The 16,874-nt window shown below is 52.0% G+C and carries 15 protein-coding genes; all 15 read left to right on the forward strand.

Going from position 1 to position 16,874, the window contains the following annotated elements; all coding sequences use genetic code 11:
- The first annotated feature begins 50 nt into the window (after positions 1-50).
- The 15 genes from relA to CX650_RS14255 all read left to right on the forward strand — a co-directional run bounded on the left by relA (position 51) and on the right by CX650_RS14255 (position 16,760).
- Positions 51-2,261, forward strand: a complete 2,211-nt coding sequence (gene relA, locus CX650_RS14185) for a GTP diphosphokinase (protein WP_071239243.1) — start codon at positions 51-53, stop codon at positions 2,259-2,261.
- 122 nt (positions 2,262-2,383) lie between these two features.
- Positions 2,384-3,193, forward strand: a complete 810-nt coding sequence (gene mazG, locus CX650_RS14190) for a nucleoside triphosphate pyrophosphohydrolase (protein WP_306295061.1) — start codon at positions 2,384-2,386, stop codon at positions 3,191-3,193.
- 157 nt (positions 3,194-3,350) lie between these two features.
- Positions 3,351-4,988, forward strand: coding sequence for a CTP synthase (locus tag CX650_RS14195; RefSeq protein WP_101055018.1), 1,638 nt, complete (start codon positions 3,351-3,353; stop codon positions 4,986-4,988).
- 147 nt (positions 4,989-5,135) lie between these two features.
- A complete protein-coding gene (gene eno / locus CX650_RS14200) occupies positions 5,136-6,431 on the forward strand; it encodes a phosphopyruvate hydratase (RefSeq protein WP_039033728.1) in 1,296 nt (431 codons plus the stop codon).
- A gap of 98 nt (positions 6,432-6,529) precedes the next feature.
- Positions 6,530-6,832: a cell division protein FtsB gene (gene ftsB, locus CX650_RS14205; protein ID WP_039033729.1), complete on the forward strand. Its 303-nt coding sequence runs from the start codon at positions 6,530-6,532 to the stop codon at positions 6,830-6,832.
- Between the two features lie 28 nt (positions 6,833-6,860).
- On the forward strand, positions 6,861-7,613 hold the full coding sequence (gene ispD, locus CX650_RS14210; protein WP_101096165.1) for a 2-C-methyl-D-erythritol 4-phosphate cytidylyltransferase: 753 nt from the start codon (positions 6,861-6,863) through the stop codon (positions 7,611-7,613).
- A gap of 15 nt (positions 7,614-7,628) precedes the next feature.
- Complete coding sequence (gene ispF / locus CX650_RS14215) at positions 7,629-8,108, forward strand: 2-C-methyl-D-erythritol 2,4-cyclodiphosphate synthase (protein ID WP_101096166.1); 480 nt, start codon at positions 7,629-7,631, stop codon at positions 8,106-8,108.
- A gap of 34 nt (positions 8,109-8,142) precedes the next feature.
- Positions 8,143-9,207, forward strand: a complete 1,065-nt coding sequence (gene truD / locus CX650_RS14220; RefSeq protein ID WP_039033731.1) for a tRNA pseudouridine(13) synthase TruD — start codon at positions 8,143-8,145, stop codon at positions 9,205-9,207.
- Complete coding sequence (gene surE / locus CX650_RS14225) at positions 9,204-9,950, forward strand: 5'/3'-nucleotidase SurE (RefSeq protein ID WP_101096167.1); 747 nt, start codon at positions 9,204-9,206, stop codon at positions 9,948-9,950. Before truD ends, surE begins: the two co-directional genes overlap by 4 nt.
- Positions 9,947-10,582: a protein-L-isoaspartate(D-aspartate) O-methyltransferase gene (locus tag CX650_RS14230; RefSeq protein ID WP_039033733.1), complete on the forward strand. Its 636-nt coding sequence runs from the start codon at positions 9,947-9,949 to the stop codon at positions 10,580-10,582. Before surE ends, CX650_RS14230 begins: the two co-directional genes overlap by 4 nt.
- Before the next feature lie 54 nt (positions 10,583-10,636).
- Entirely contained in the window at positions 10,637-11,644 is a 1,008-nt protein-coding gene (locus CX650_RS14235) for a peptidoglycan DD-metalloendopeptidase family protein (RefSeq protein WP_420876321.1), read from the forward strand.
- A 78-nt stretch (positions 11,645-11,722) separates the two neighbouring features.
- Positions 11,723-12,679, forward strand: coding sequence for an RNA polymerase sigma factor RpoS (rpoS, locus tag CX650_RS14240; protein WP_039033734.1), 957 nt, complete (start codon positions 11,723-11,725; stop codon positions 12,677-12,679).
- Positions 12,680-13,374: 695 nt separating this feature from the next.
- Positions 13,375-14,064 carry a phosphate regulon transcriptional regulator PhoB gene (gene phoB / locus CX650_RS14245; protein ID WP_025011640.1) on the forward strand — a complete coding sequence of 230 codons (690 nt, stop codon included), beginning with the start codon at positions 13,375-13,377 and terminating at the stop codon, positions 14,062-14,064.
- 74 nt (positions 14,065-14,138) lie between these two features.
- Entirely contained in the window at positions 14,139-15,440 is a 1,302-nt protein-coding gene (gene phoR / locus CX650_RS14250) for a phosphate regulon sensor histidine kinase PhoR (RefSeq protein WP_039033735.1), read from the forward strand.
- Between the two features lie 348 nt (positions 15,441-15,788).
- Positions 15,789-16,760 (forward strand): PstS family phosphate ABC transporter substrate-binding protein, encoded by a 972-nt coding sequence (locus tag CX650_RS14255; RefSeq protein ID WP_025889126.1) that lies wholly within the window; start codon positions 15,789-15,791, stop codon positions 16,758-16,760.
- Positions 16,761-16,874: the final 114 nt, after the last annotated feature.

Below are 16,874 nucleotides of genomic sequence, written 5' to 3' on the forward strand. Positions count from 1 at the left end.
AGATAGGGAGTCTTGTTGAGTCTGTTAATCGGACACTAAAGGAAGGTGAGATGGTATCTGTTCGCGAAGCACACTTTAAGGATCCTGATTTCAATCTGGATGAGTGGGTTAATCGTTATGTGGCCGACTCCGCCGATGCCGGGCGTTTGTTGGAGCTGATAGCCAAGGTGGAAGCACTGCCTATGGGCAAGTGCAAGCGTCCTAAAGCCGAGCTTCAGGCCAAGGCGCGGGAGATGATAGAGATCCTCGCGCCGCTCAACATGGATATCGAAACCCTGCAGGCCGCCATCTTATTTGTGTTTTTCGAGGTGGGCATAGTCGATGAAGCCAAGCTCACTGAAGACTTTGGTCCCGAGTTGGCTACCTTGGTCAACAGCGTCAAGACCATGGATGCCATAGGCGCACTCAAGGTGGGCAATGACAGCCGCAGCAGCGAACCGCAAATCGACAATATCCGCAAGATGTTGCTGGCGATGGTGGAAGATGTACGCGCCGTGGTGATCAAACTGGCCGAGCGGGTATGCCTGCTTAGGGCCGTGAAAAATGACGATGAAGAAACCCGGGTCTTACTGGCCCGGGAAATTGCCGACATCTACGCGCCGCTGGCCAATCGTTTGGGCATAGGTCAGCTCAAGTGGGAGCTGGAGGATATCTCGTTTCGTTATCTGCATCCCGAGACCTATAAAGAGATTGCCAAGCAGCTGGATGGCAAGCGCCTGGACCGTGAAGTCTTTATCGACAACTTTGTCAATCAGTTGCAAACGCGGCTGGATGAAGAAGGCATTCGTGCCAAGGTCTATGGCCGCCCCAAACATATCTACTCCATCTGGCGCAAGATGCGCGGCAAGCAGCTTAAATTTGACGAGCTGTTTGACGTGCGTGCGGTGCGAATCGTCACCGACCGGTTGCAGGACTGCTACGGCGCGCTCGGTGTAGTGCATACCCTTTGGCACCATATTCCCAGAGAGTTTGACGACTATATTGCCAACCCCAAACCCAACGGTTACCAGTCGATTCACACTGTGGTGGTGGGGCCGGAGGGCAAAACAGTCGAAATCCAAATTCGTACCCAGCAGATGCATGAAGATGCCGAGCTCGGGGTGGCGGCTCACTGGAAATATAAAGAGGGTAATCACTCCGGTAAACAGAGTGGCTACGAAGAGAAGATCAACTGGCTGCGCAAGATTTTGCAGTGGCAGGAAGATGTGGTTGAGAGCGGCAACCTAGTGGAGGAGATCCGTGCCCAGGTCTTCGAAGACAGGGTCTATGTGTTTACCCCGTCCGGAGAAGTGGTGGACTTGCCAGCCGGCTCGACCGTGCTGGACTTTGCCTACTATATCCACTCCCAGGTGGGCCACAAGTGTATTGGCGCCAAGGTTGATGGCCGCATAGTGCCGTTCACCTACCAGGTGGAAACCGGTGAGCGCATCGAGATCATCACCTCCAAGCATCCCAATCCGAAGCGGGATTGGCTTAACCCCAACCTGGGTTATATCAAGACCTCCAGAGCCCGCAGCAAGATCCAACACTGGTTCAAGCAGCAGGACAGGGACAAGAACCTGGTGGCCGGACGCGAGATGCTGGAAGCCGAACTGGCGCGGGTGGGGCTGACACTCAAGGATGTCGGCAGCGCAATTGAGCGCTTCAACATGACCAACATGGACGACCTGTTGGCGGCCATAGGTGGCGGCGATGTGCGCCTCAACCAAGTGGTTAATCATGTACAGAGCCGACTCAGAACTCAGGAGCCTTCTGACGAAGAAGCGCTGGAAGAGCTGGTCAAGAAAGGTCAGCAGAAACCCATAGGCGCCAATCGCGGCCAGATTGAGGTCAATGGTGTCGGTAATCTGATGAGCCATCTGGCGCGCTGCTGTCAGCCGGTGCCCGGTGATGAGATTTTCGGTTTTATTACCAAGGGGCGCGGTATTTCGGTGCACAGAGCCGATTGTGAGCAGGTCAAGGAACTGATGCGCGCCCATCCAGAGCGGGTAGTGGATGTGGTCTGGGGCGAAAACTACTCCGGCGGCTACAAGATCCGTATTCGAGTGGTGGCCAATGACAGAACCGGTTTGCTGCGGGATCTCACCTCTGTGCTGGCGGCGGAAAAGTCCAATGTGCTGGCGATGAGTTCCTCATCGGATCTCAAGAACCAGACGGCGGCCATTGAACTTGAGATGGAGCTTTATAACCTCGACGGTTTATCTAGGGTTATCTCCAAGCTGACCCAGATAGACGGGGTAATAGAAGCCCGCAGGCTCTGAGGCCAGTTCGGTATTCGACCGGTATTTAAAACAGGACGCCTAGGTTGCGTCCTGCTGTTTTTTAAGACTTATCAAAGAGTCGTTGGATTGGTAAGCGTATTAGCAACAAAGGAGTAACGGCGGTGGCGGCAGATATCAATGCATTGCTTGAGATTATGGCAAAGCTCAGGGACCCTGAGCTGGGTTGCCCCTGGGACAGGGCACAGGATTTTGACTCCATAGTGCCCTACACCCTGGAAGAAGCCTATGAAGTGGCTGACGCCATAGAAAGCCGCGACTGGCAGGAGTTACCTTCTGAGCTTGGTGATCTGCTGTTTCAGGTGGTGTTCTATTGCCAGCTTGGCAAGGAAAAGGGCTGGTTTGATTTCGCCACTGTGCTCGAGCGGATATGTAACAAGCTTATCAATCGTCATCCCCATGTGTTTGCCGCCGATACCGACTTGAGTTTTGACTCGGCGCCGGATGCCAAGAACAACTGGGAGCGCATTAAAGCGGCAGAGCGCGCCGGGCGCGAACTGCACTCAGTGCTGGATGATATTCCCAAGGCGCTGCCGGCGTTGGCGCGGGCGGGTAAGATCCAAAAGCGGGTCGCCAGAGTAGGGTTTGATTGGCCCGAGCTTGAACCTGTAGTCGACAAGGTACAGGAAGAGATTGAAGAGGTGTTGCACGAAGCGCGTCAAGCCACGCCGGATAAGGCCAGGGTTGAGGATGAAGTGGGCGATTTGCTGTTTGCTGCGGTGAATCTGGCGCGCCACTTGGGGGTGGATCCCGAGCAGGCCCTCAGAGGAGCCAATAACAAGTTTGAGCGGCGTTTTCGAGCTGTCGAGCAAAAAGCCAATGCCAGCGGCAAGCCGTTTGCAGAACATGATCTGCAGGCACTGGATGCTTATTGGGATCAGGTCAAGCGTGAAGAGCGCGGTGAAATCCAGTAGCAGGTTAAGCCTGGATTAAAAATGCGCGAATGAGAACAGAGCGTAAAAATTATCGTCATTCCTGTTTGGTAAATGGCGGGGGCTTTGATATACTGTCGCCCCGTCCTGGTGCTTTCATTCGAGCACCTATTTATCATTCTTTTTTCTCAGGTTCAGCATGACTACAAGGTATATCTTCGTTACTGGTGGCGTTGTTTCATCACTAGGTAAAGGCATTGCAGCAGCATCGCTCGCGGCAATTTTAGAGGCCAGAGGCCTGAATGTAACCATCATGAAGCTGGATCCTTACATCAACGTTGATCCGGGAACCATGAGCCCAACCCAACACGGGGAAGTGTTTGTCACTGAGGACGGCGCAGAGACAGATCTGGACTTGGGCCACTATGAGCGTTTCATCCGTACCAAGATGAACCGCCGCAACAACTTCACTACGGGTCGTATCTACGAGGAAGTGCTGCGCAAGGAGCGTCGTGGTGACTACCTGGGTGCCACCATTCAGGTTATTCCGCACATCACCAACGCCATCAAGGAAAAAGTCCTCGAAGGCGGTGAAGGCCATGATGTCGCCATCGTTGAAATCGGTGGTACTGTGGGTGATATCGAATCTCTGCCTTTCCTCGAGTCTATCCGTCAGTTGGGTGTTGAATTGGGCCGCGAACGCAGCCTGTTTATGCATCTGACTCTGGTGCCTTTTATCGGCCCGGCTCAGGAAGTGAAAACCAAACCGACTCAGCACTCGGTAAAAGAGTTGCGTTCTATCGGTATTGCGCCGGATATCCTGGTTTGCCGTGGCGACCGCGCCATCCCGGCTACAGAGAGAGCCAAAATCTCCCTGTTCTGTAACGTTGAAGAGCGGGCGGTTATCTCCCTTAAAGACGTGGACTCTATCTATAAGATCCCGGCGCTGCTGCGCTCACAAGGTCTGGATGAGCTGGTCGTCAAGCGCTTTGGTCTGAGCTGTCCTGAAGCCGACCTGTCCGAATGGGAAAACGTGGTTTATCAGGAAGCCAATCCAAACAATGAAGTGACCATAGGTATGGTCGGCAAGTACATCGAACTGCCGGATGCCTACAAGTCAGTCAACGAAGCACTCAAGCATGCCGGCCTCAAAAACCGGGTTTCGGTGAACATCAAGTATATCGATTCCCAGACGGTTGAAGTCAAAGGCGTTGAAGTGCTGGAAGGCCTGGACGGCATTCTGGTTCCCGGCGGCTTTGGTGAGCGTGGTGTTGAAGGTAAGATCCTTGCCGCTCAATATGCCCGCGAAAACCAACTGCCATACTTTGGTATCTGTCTGGGGATGCAGGTTGCCCTGATTGAATTCGCCCGTCATGTCGCCGGCATGGAAGGTGCCCACTCTACTGAGTTCAACAAGGAAACACCTTTCCCTGTTGTGGGCCTTATCACCGAATGGGTTGATGAAGAAGGTAATCTGGAGCAGCGTGATGAAGCTTCTGATCTGGGTGGTACCATGCGTCTTGGCGCTCAGCTGTGCCATCTGATTGAAGGCACCAAGGCCGCAGCCGCATACAAGAGCAACACCTGTATTGAGCGTCACCGTCATCGTTACGAAGTGAACAACGCTTTCCGTGAGCGTTTGGAAAAGGCTGGTCTGGTATTCAGCGGCTTGTCTTCCGATCGCAAACTGGTGGAGATGATAGAGATCCCGGCGCATCCTTGGTTTGTTGCCGGTCAGTTCCATCCGGAATTCACCTCAACACCTCGCGACGGTCACCCTCTGTTTGAAGGTTTTGTCGCCGCTGCCAGTACTTACCAAAAGCGTAATCTGGGTTAAACTAGAAGAGCCGGACTGCTATGGCAGCTCCGGCTTTTTCATCCCCGCTGCACCGGGAAGTGTGAAGTGAAAGTCCAATACCCATATGAGAGACGCTGAACGCTCAGATGGGTATGGTTTTTTTCTTTAACTTTAATCGAGGACATTATGGCTAAGATCATTAACGTCATAGGACGCGAAATCATGGATTCTCGCGGTAATCCCACTGTAGAAGCTGAAGTGCATTTGGAAGGTGGTTTCATTGGTATGGCAGCCGCTCCATCAGGCGCTTCTACCGGTAGCCGTGAAGCGCTGGAACTGCGTGATGGCGACAAGGCTCGCTATCTGGGTAAAGGCGTGCTCAAGGCTGTTGATAATGTCAACGGTCCTATCCGTGAAGCCCTGCTGGGTAAAGATGCCACGGCTCAAGCCGAGCTGGACGGCATTATGATCGCGCTGGACGGCACCGAAAACAAAGACAAGCTGGGCGCCAACGCCATTCTGGCTGTGTCTTTGGCTGCCGCCAAGGCCGCTGCTGCCTTCAAGGGGATGCCGCTTTACGCTCATATTGCCGAACTGAACGGGACTCCTGGCCAGTACAGCATGCCGGTTCCTATGATGAACATCTTGAACGGTGGTGAGCATGCCGACAACAACGTCGACATTCAGGAATTCATGGTACAGCCAGTCGGTGCCAAGAGCTTCCGCGAAGCCCTGCGTATGGGCGCTGAAATCTTCCACAACCTGAAGAAAGTGCTCCAGTCCAAGGGCCTGAACACTGCCGTGGGCGACGAAGGTGGTTTTGCGCCTAACCTGTCATCCAATGCCGACGCCCTGGCGGTTATCAAAGAAGCCGTTGAAGCCGCAGGCTACAAACTGGGTACTGATGTGACTCTGGCGCTGGACTGTGCCGCTTCCGAGTTCTACAAAGACGGTAAGTATGACCTGGCCGGTGAAGGCAAGGTATTCGATTCCAACGGTTTTTCTGACTTCCTCAAGTCACTGACCGAACAGTATCCTATCGTTTCTATCGAAGATGGCCTGGATGAGTCTGATTGGGACGGCTGGGCTTACCAGACCAAGATCCTCGGTGATAAGATCCAGCTGGTGGGTGATGACCTGTTCGTGACCAACACCAAGATCCTGTCTCGCGGTATCGAGCAGGGCGTTGCCAACTCGATTCTGATCAAGTTCAACCAGATAGGTTCTCTGACAGAGACTCTGGCCGCTATCCGTATGGCCAAGGAAGCCGGTTACACCGCCGTTATCTCTCACCGCTCAGGTGAAACTGAAGATGCGACCATTGCCGACTTGGCAGTAGGTACCGCAGCCGGCCAGATCAAGACAGGTTCCCTGTGCCGCTCTGATCGTGTTGCCAAGTACAACCAGCTGCTGCGCATTGAAGAGCAACTGGGTGCCAAGGCAGCCTACCGTGGCCTGAGTGAGATCAAAGGTCAGGCGTAATTTTCGCCTCCAGTTTCAAAAGGCCACCACTTGGTGGCCTTTTTTGTTGTACTATCAACACTAATCGTATTTTTAGGGCATGAGCTGAATTTATCACCATGAAACGACTGCTTTTTGTCATCGTCTTGCTGCTGGGGTTACTGCAATATCGTCTTTGGCTGGGAGAAAACAGTCTGCCGGAGTACTTTCATCTTGAGCAGCAGATAGCGGCTCAAAATGACAGCAATGCCAGGCTCGAAGAACGTAACCAGGTATTGAAAGAGGAGATCCGCGATCTGCGCAGCGGTACCGAAGCCCTGGAAGAGCGTGCCCGCAATGAGCTGGGGTTAATCAAGAAGGGTGAAACCTTTTACCGGGTTGTTGGTGGTGAACAGCGTTCTATGTCTTTGGCCAATCAATAACGGCCCAATTTCAACATAACGGATATCCATGAGTGAAGCTATTTCCTCCCGAGCCATAACGGCCGGGCTCCCCAGTGATGAACAAGTGATTGCCATAGTACCGGCCGCTGGAATAGGCAGTCGCATGGGCGCTGACTGCCCTAAGCAATATCTGCCGCTTGCCGGCTCATGCATTTTGGAGCAAACCCTCAAGGTTTTGCTGAGCCACAGTGGTATTTCAAGGGTGATAGTGGCGCTGAACCCGGAAGATAGCTTCTTTGGCAAACTCTCTGTGGCCAGTCATCCCAAGTTGGAGACTGTCACTGGCGGTAAAGAGCGCGCGGATTCTGTGTTGGCGGCGCTTGAGAGTCTGGTTGCCGACAAGCCATTGCCTGCTACTACCTGGGCCTTGGTGCATGATGCCGCCAGACCCTGCTTGACCCATGGCGATATTGATAAGTTGCTTGCTTCACGAAAACAATATCCGCAAGGGGCGATACTGGCAGCGCCGGTGCGCGATACCATGAAACGCAGCGGGATTGATGGTTGCATCAGTGAAACGGTTGCCAGAGAAGCGCTCTGGCATGCGCTAACGCCGCAGCTGTTTCCACTGCTTGCTTTGACCGAGGCGCTGAAAGCTGCGTTGGCCGCCGGTGTGCTGGTGACAGACGAAGCCTCGGCTATGGAGTGGCGCGGGGTACACCCGGCGCTTATCAGCGGCCGCAGTGACAATATCAAGGTCACCCATCCGGACGATTTGCCGCTGGCAGCGCTTTATCTAGCGCATCAGCGGGGTAACTGAATACAGGAACAAGCAATGAATATACGTATTGGACACGGTTTTGATGTACATAAATTCGGTGGTGAGCCGCCCTTGGTTCTGGGTGGGGTGGAAGTACCGCATCACACAGGCTTGTTGGCGCACTCCGATGGTGATGTGGTATTGCACGCGATTTCAGATGCGATACTCGGCGCCATGGCACTTGGTGACATAGGTAAACACTTTCCCGATACCGAGGCCGAATTCAAGGGAGCCGACAGCCGGGTGCTGCTGCGTCATTGTTACCGCCTGGCGCTGGACAAGGGCTTTCGTCTCGGCAACTTGGATGTGACCATTATTGCCCAGACGCCCAAGATGGCGCCGCATATTGAAGCCATTCGACAGATGTTGGCCGAAGATCTGCACACAGATCTTGACTCCATCAACGTCAAGGCGACCACGACAGAAAAACTCGGCTTTACCGGCCGTAGTGAAGGCATTGCGGTAGAAGCCGTGGTGTTGATGTTCGGTATGTAATACCGACTCATTTACAGGAAAAGATTCAAATAAGATGAATTCATTACACTTTCTTTATGGCAAGCCGCTCTCAAAAGGCGATATGCGCACCAGCAACAGCGATTTTCAGGTGCAGGAAATACTGCCTTTTCTGCCCTCGGGCGAGGGTGAGCACCATCTGCTGCATATTCGTAAAGATGGCCTGAATACGGTTCAGGTGGCCGAGATGCTGGCCAAATTGGCCAAGGTGCACCCCAAAGAGGTGACCTTTGCCGGCCAGAAGGATAAGAATGCCATCACAGAGCAGTGGTTCGGCGTACGAATTCCGGGCAAGGAAACGCCGGATTGGCTGAGCCTCAATAGCGAGTCGATCACTGTGCTGAGTGCGGCGCGTCATAATAAGAAGCTGCGTATTGGTGCGCTTTCCGGTAACCGTTTCAAGCTGGTTCTGCGCCAGATAACCCAGCCGGCAGATGTATTGCAGCGGCTGGAATCGATTGCCGAGAGCGGCGTACCCAACTATTTCGGTGAACAGCGCTTTGGCCACAACGGCCGTAACATAGAAATGGCGCGGCAGATGTTACAGGGGCGCAAAGTGAAAGACAGAAACAAGCGCTCCATCTACCTGTCGGCGCTGCGCTCATTATTATTCAATCAACTGGTCTCTCAGCGCCTGGCGACCCATGGGCTTGAGTGTCTGGACGGTGATTGTGTCATGCTGGCCGGCAGTCGCAGCTTCTTTGTTGCCGAGCGCTGGGATGAGGTGTTGCAACAAAGACTGGCAGAGAAAGATATTTTGTTGTCGGCGCCCATGTGGGGTAGGGGCCAGCCACTCAGCAGTGCCGATGCCTTGGCCTTTGAGACTCAGGTGCTGGCCGAATACAGCGCCGATTGTGAAGGTTTGGAAAAAGCCGGGCTCGAGCAGGAAAGGCGACCATTGTTGCTGCGTCCCGAGGGGATGAAGTACCAATTTATCGAGCCGGACACTTTGGAGCTGGAGTTCAGCCTTCCCGCGGGCAGCTTTGCAACCTCAGTGCTGCGGGAACTGCTCGACTATGATGATGTGACCGAACGTCTGTGGCGTGAGCGCCAGGCGGCTCAGGAAGGAAATCCCGCATGAAAATCTTGGTCAGCAACGATGATGGGGTAACGGCACCTGGGATCCGCGCTCTATCAGAAGCCTTGTCAGCCGTTGCCGAAGTGCTGACTGTGGCACCGGATCGCAACTGCTCCGGCGCCAGTAACTCTTTAACCTTGACGAACCCCTTAAGGATTAATAAGTTAGAGAATGGCTACGTCTCGGTAAACGGTACGCCGACCGATTGCGTTCATCTGGCGATTCGTGAACTCTATGAAGGCGAACCCGACATGGTGGTCTCGGGGATCAATGCCGGTGCCAATATGGGAGACGATACCCTCTATTCAGGCACAGTGGCGGCAGCGATGGAAGGGCGTTTTCTGGGGTTACCGGCGGTGGCCGTATCTTTGGTGGGGCGTGAGTTTACGCATTATGACACTGCGGCGGCCTATGCGGTGAAGATCATTATGGGGCTTAAGAAGCATCCCATTGCCTCGGATCAGATCCTCAATATCAATGTGCCGGATCTGCCTCTCGATGAAATCAAGGGGATACGGGTTACTCGGCTCGGCGCCCGCCATAAGGCGGAGGGGATGGTCAGAGCCAGAGATCCTCATGGCCGCGAGGTATTCTGGTTGGGGCCCCCCGGGATTGAACTGGATGTGGGTGAAGACACCGACTTTTATGCTGTGTCTCAGGGATATGTGTCCATCACCCCATTAACTGTAGATTTAACCGCCTATCGGCAGCTTTCTCAATTGCAACACTGGATAGAAAAACTATGACCCGGGTAGCCTCCACATCGGCATTGAATTTAACCAAAAAACTGCAGGAAGCGGGGATCCGTCACCCGGGTCTGTTGCAGGTGGTGGCCAAAACCCCCAGAGAGTTGTTTCTTGATGGCGCATTGGCGCATAAGGCTTATGAAAATACTGCTCTCCCTATAGGCTCGGGTCAGACTATATCCCAGCCTTATATTGTGGCGAGAATGACCGAGTTACTACTGGAGCATAATCCTGCCAAGGTGCTGGAAATTGGTACCGGCTCCGGGTATCAGGCGGCGGTATTGGCGCAGTTGGTGCCTGAACTTTTTACCGTCGAGCGGATCAAAAGTCTGCAAATCCAAGCTCGTCAACGTCTCAAGCGGCTGGATCTGCATAATGTCCATTTCAAATATGGTGATGGCTGGCAAGGCTGGCCCAACAGGGCGCCCTTCGATGCCATCATGGTGACCGCGGCGGCATCTGATATCCCTGCCGCCCTGCTGGAACAGTTGGCTGAGGGGGGCGTATTGGTGATCCCTGTCGGTGATGAGAGCCAGCAGTTGTTGAAGATCCGCCGGGAGAAGGGACAGTTTACTTCTCAGGTTATCGAGGCGGTGAAATTTGTTCCCTTAATCAGTGGCGGCTTAGCCTGATAGTTATTACAGCGTGCAGGAGTATTCTTGAATCCATTGCATTTCAGCCGGTTATTGCAACGAAAGACATCATTATTTTGGCGTCTTGGCTCAGTGCTGTTGGTTACTCTGGTTTCTGGATGTAGTTTTCAGGCTCACAGACCCGCTCCGGTCGAATCTATTTATGGTGTAAAACGGCCGGCAATCGAAAGAGGCTCAATCCAATCTGATACTTACAAGGTGAGAAAAGGCGATACCCTCTATTCCATCGCCTGGGGAGCCGGTAAAGACTATGCGCAAATAGCCAAGTTAAATCAGCTAGATAAGTCTTATACCATCTACCCTGGACAGGTACTTATCCTGGGAGGTAAAAAAAATGTTAAAAGCGGTTCGTGGCTGAACTCGAGTAAAAACTCCAAACCTCAACCTCAAAAATCAAAAGATAAGGTCTATAAAAAACAAACGGTTAAACAGAAGCAGGCCGTTGCTCAAGCCAAGCAAAATAAGCCGAAAAAAACACTTGATCCCAAATCAAAGTCTGCTTANTATAAAAAACAAACGGTTAAACAGAAGCAGGCCGTTGCTCAAGCCAAGCAAAATAAGCCGAAAAAAACACTTGATCCCAAATCAAAGTCTGCTTACCCTGTATCCAATGGTAAACAAAATGTTAACCATGTTGTCCATAAGCCGAGTTCGACTCTGCCGGACAAAGTCAGTCGCTGGATATGGCCGGTCAATGGCCGGGTGATTGGCGCATTCTCTGCCAAAGAGCAGGGAAATAAAGGAATCAAGATAGCCGGTAACCGAGGCGATATTATTAAAGCCACTGCCGATGGTCGGGTGGTCTATGCGGGTAATGCTTTGCGGGGTTATGGAAACCTCGTCATTATCAAACATAGTGATGACTATCTCAGTGCTTACGCCCACGCCGATAAGATCTTGGTCAAGGAAAAGCAGCATGTGTCTGCCGGGCAGACGGTTGCGAAGATGGGAAGCACAGGCACCAACCAGGTCATGCTGCACTTTGAGATCCGCTACCATGGTCAGTCTGTCAATCCACTCAATTATTTACCCAAACGCTGATTGTTTGGGAGCCAAAATTGGCATATGGAGGATAAAAAACGATGTAAATTAGTTTGTTAAGGTTTGGGAGAGAATATTATGAGCCGCAAAAATGCTAGCGCACCCGTGGAAGAGCTTGTAGATTTATCCGTAAACGACACGGAAGTGGCGTCAAAGAAGGAAGAAGCTCTGGCCGAAATGGTTCAGGATGACCTGCAAAAAAACTTAGACGCGACCCAACTTTATCTGAGTGAAATCGGATTTTCCCCTTTGCTGAGTGCAGAAGAAGAGGTTTTTTTCTCGCGCAAGGCCCTCAAAGGTTGTGAAAAATCACGCAACCGCATGATCGAAAGTAATTTACGCCTCGTGGTCAAAATAGCCCGTCGTTACAACAACCGTGGCTTGGCGCTTTTGGATCTGATTGAAGAAGGCAATCTTGGTCTGATCCGTGCCGTAGAAAAGTTCGACCCCGAGCGCGGCTTCCGTTTCTCCACTTATGCCACCTGGTGGATCCGCCAGACCATTGAGCGAGCCATAATGAATCAGACCCGTACTATACGCCTGCCTATTCATGTGGTTAAAGAGCTCAATGTGTATCTGCGTACTGCCCGGGAGTTGGCCCATAAGCTGGATCACGAACCCACAGCCGAAGAGATAGCCGAAAAGCTGGAACTACCAAGCAGCGATGTCAGCAAGATGCTGAAGCTGAATGAGAGGATCACCTCGGTCGACACCCCGATAGGCGGTGACAACGACAAGGCCCTACTCGATGTGTTGGCAGACGATGATGATATGACACCGGATGCCCAGGTGCAGGAAGAAGACATTTCCAACTCTGTGGTTAAGTGGCTTAATGAGCTCAATACCAAGCAAAGAGAAGTGCTTGCCAGACGCTTTGGCCTACTGGGATATGAACCTTCCACTTTGGAGGATGTAGGCTCGGAAATTGGCCTGACCCGAGAAAGAGTGCGGCAAATTCAGGTGGAGGCATTGAAACGCCTGCGCGACATACTCTCCTCTCAGGGATTGTCGGTAGAGGCCTTGTTCAAGGCATAGATAAGTTTGCAATAATGCCCAAAGAATGCAATCCCGAACATATCTATCTGGCGACTTTAAGGGGTTCATGCAAAAGATAAAAATCCGATGTAAATATGTCATCGGATTTTTGTTACTCAGCTTCATTGTTCCCCAGCATCATCAAGCCTCTTGGTAAATAAAACTCGTTAGCATGGCGTCGCCAGCCTCAGGTTCGTACTCTAAGGTGATGAGCTGCTTTCGTTTTCGGGCCGGTTTCAGGTATTAACCTGGTGGCGCTTCATTGAACTCCTGTGGTTGTTTATCGCCAAAAATCGCCGGTAATCACACTATTTGACTTGATTTCAGACCGGCAAGTTGGACCGGACATGCGATCACTTTAAGCATCGGCAGAATATGTGTCAGCGCCTTGGTCTGTGTCATATGTTCCGAGCCTGGTTCAACTTGATTATTATCTTTTGGGAAATGTGGGATTTATTTCCAGGTAAGATATTGTTTAGTATATATTTTTGTTATGGATTTACACGCATTAGGATTGTTGTCGATAGCGGCTAATGGAGAGGTTTTAAAGATATTTTTATCAGGGTTTCAAGTGTTTAATCCGGAAAATTATGACAAAATGGTGGCGTTAATAGGGCTTAAACGAGTCTTTTTCATAATTTTGTAATAAAACTGTCCAATAATGGCCACGTGGAAATTCACTGACAGAAACCGTTATGACTGCAAGGATTTTAATAGTAGAAGATGAGTTGGCTATCCGCGAGATGCTGACTTTTGTTATGGAACAACACGGGTACACCACCAGTGCCGCCGAGGACTTTGACTCTGCCCTGGCACTGCTCAAGGAGCCTTATCCGGATCTTATTCTGCTGGACTGGATGTTTCCGGGCGGCAGCGGTATTCAGTTTGCCAAGCGATTGAAGCAAGATGAGTTTACCCGTCAGATCCCCATTATCATGCTCACCGCCCGCGGTGAGGAAGAGGACAAGGTCAAAGGCCTGGAAGTGGGCGCCGATGACTATATTACCAAGCCGTTTTCCCCTAAGGAGTTGGTGGCCCGCATCAAGGCGGTTCTCAGACGCGCCGCGCCAACCCGCCTGGAAGAAACCATAGATGTGCAGGGCCTGACTCTGGATCCTGTCAGTCATAGGGTCACAGTGGGGGATTCAGTGCTGGAGATGGGGCCGACTGAGTTTCGTTTGCTGCACTTTTTTATGACTCACCCGGAACGGGTCTACAGCCGTGAGCAGCTGCTGGACAATGTTTGGGGCACCAATGTCTATGTCGAAGACAGAACCGTGGATGTGCATATTCGTCGCTTAAGGAAAGCCGTGGAGCTGTCCGGGCACGATAAACTGATCCAAACGGTTCGCGGCGCAGGTTACCGCTTCTCTACCCGTATCTAGCGGGGTAACAATGGGCACGGGTCGGTTTTTGCGTTATCTTGTGCAACCATCGGCCTTTTGCCTGGGCATTTTCTATGTTTGATTCCTATTCGGGTTATCGGCTGTTTTCCCGTCTGATGCTGTACCTGGCGGCTTGTCTGCTGCTTGGGTTGCTGCTTGGTCAGTTGCTCTTGGTGTTGTGTCTGGGAGCTTTTCTATTATTGGGTTGGCACTATCGCCAGCTTATTCGGCTCAATTACTGGTTGTGGCGCGATCGCCGCTTAACGCCGCCTCAGGGCAGCGGCAGCTGGGAAGGGGTGTTCAATGGCATCTATCGCCTGCAGGGTAAAAACCGCAAGCGGGTGAGTCAGTTGGCAGGGTTGCTGGGACGGTTTCGTCAGGGGGCCGAAGCGCTTCCTGATGCGGCAGTGGTACTCGATTCAGAGCACAATATTCTCTGGTGTAATAAGCTGGCGCAGCTGCTGCTTGGCTTTGTCTGGCCGCAGGATAATGGTCAGCGAATAGATAACCTTATCCGGCATCCCGACTTTTCGGCCTATTTGAAAAAGGGTCATTACAAGGAGCCGCTGGAGCTGCCGTCCCCGGTTTCGGATAGACGTTTGCTGGAAGTGCGTTTGATGGCCTATGGCGACAGGCAGCTGTTGCTGATTGCCCGGGATATTACCCGGGTTAGGCAACTCGAGGGAATGCGCAAGGAGTTTGTTGCCAACGTCTCCCATGAGCTGAAGACGCCGCTCACTGTGCTGCAGGGGTATCTTGAGATGATGCAGAGCATGGCCGAACCTGATTCCCCCAATGTCAAGGCGCTGGAGCTGATGCAGCAGCAGACCGGCAGAATGCAATCCATGGTAGAGCAGTTGTTGGCATTGTCGCGGATAGAAGATGCCGCCGATATCAATCTGGAACACACTGTGGATATGAAGCAGTTGATGACCACCTTAAAGGAGGAGGGCGAAGCGCTCTCCCGTGGTCGCTACCAACTGAGCTTCCATGCCGAACCCGGGCTCAATACCCATGGCAACGAGTTGCAACTGCGCAGTGCCTGCTCCAACTTGTTGTCCAATGCCATACGTTACACTGAACCGGGCGGCAGTATTGAGGTGCGCTGGCAACGGGTGGCAACCGGCGCCATGTTCAGCGTCAAAGACAGTGGTGAAGGAATTGCACCGCAGCATATCAGTCGCCTGACTGAACGTTTCTATCGGGTCGACAGTGCCCGCTCGCGGCAAACCGGTGGCAGTGGTTTGGGGTTGGCGATAGTGAAACACGCCCTTAGTCATCACCACAGTGAACTCAAGGTGACCAGCGAGTTGGGTAAGGGCAGTACTTTCAGCTTTGTGATCCCGCAGCATCTGCTGGAGCAGCAAGATTCTTGAAGCGCTGGAATAGACTAATGTTATTAAGGAGCCGTAGGCTCCTTTTTTACTATCTGGTGCGAAGGGGGATTTATTTTGCTGCTTGTGTCACCAGCAACAAGCTTCAGATTATGATTATACAAACTCTTCGCTACAGAAAGTGAACTGCTTAAACAATACTTTTACTCGAAGGCCCTTAATGTTGAAACTATTGAAAACTGTGCTATCCGCTAATTTCAATCCCTCATTTGCTGCGAATTTATCTTGGCCTGTCATGCAACTGTCATTTTAAAGTCATAGACTTGTCATTGTGGCAATTGATACTGGCTGCGTTTTAGAAACCAATTTCGGTAAACACTGGAGCAAATAATGAAATTGAAACAGCTTGTCGGTGCGGTGACTCTTACAGCCGCTGGTGTATTCTCAGCAGCATCTATGGCTGCTATCGATCAGTCACTGCCAACCTACGAGAAAACAAGTGGCGTATCCGGTAACTTGTCTTCTGTCGGTTCTGACACTCTGGCCAACATGATGACTCTGTGGGCAGAAGAATTCAAACAGATGTACCCTAACGTCAACATCCAGATCCAGGCTGCCGGTTCTTCAACTGCGCCTCCAGCCCTGACCGAAGGGACTTCTCAGTTCGGCCCTATGAGCCGCAAGATGAAGCCAAACGAAGAGGAAGCGTTTGAAAAGCACTATGGTTATAAGCCTACTGCGATTCGTGTAGCCATTGATGCTCTGGCAGTCTTTGTGCACAAGGACAACCCCATCAAGGGGCTGAGCATAGAGCAGGTTGATGCCATCTTCTCCTCTACCCACAAGTGTGGTGGCAGCGATATCACTCGTTGGGGTGATGCCGGTTTGGACGGAAGCTGGTCTGCCAAAGACATTCAGCTGTACGGCCGTAACTCAGTATCCGGTACTTACGGTTACTTCAAGAAGAAAGCGCTGTGTAAGGGCGACTTCAAAGCCAACGTGAACGAGCAGCCAGGCAGCGCCTCAGTGGTTCAGTCTGTATCTCAGTCGCTGAACGCTATCGGTTACTCAGGCATAGGCTACAAGACTGCCGGTGTGAAAGCTGTGGCTCTATCGAAGAAGGGCGACGACTATATCGCGGCAACGCCTGAGAATGCTGCCAGCGGTACTTACCCACTGTCACGCTACCTCTACGTTTACATCAACAAGCACCCAAACAAAGAGCTGTCACCCATGCAGCGCGAGTTTGTCCGCTATGTCCTGTCCAAGCAGGGTCAGCAGGTTGTTGAGAAAGACGGTTATGTTGCACTGCCAAGAAGTGTGATTGCCAAAGACCTGGAGAAGGCTGGTATCCGTCTGTAAGACTTACCCCTTCGAAGAAAAGCCCGCGATGCGGTAATGCCGTTCACTTAGTGTGAACGGCATTTTTCTTAGGCTTAATGGGATACTTGTTTTTACTCATTTTTAACGCACGTG

The sequence above is a fragment of the Shewanella indica genome, assembly GCF_002836975.1.
Taxonomy (GTDB): domain Bacteria; phylum Pseudomonadota; class Gammaproteobacteria; order Enterobacterales; family Shewanellaceae; genus Shewanella; species Shewanella indica.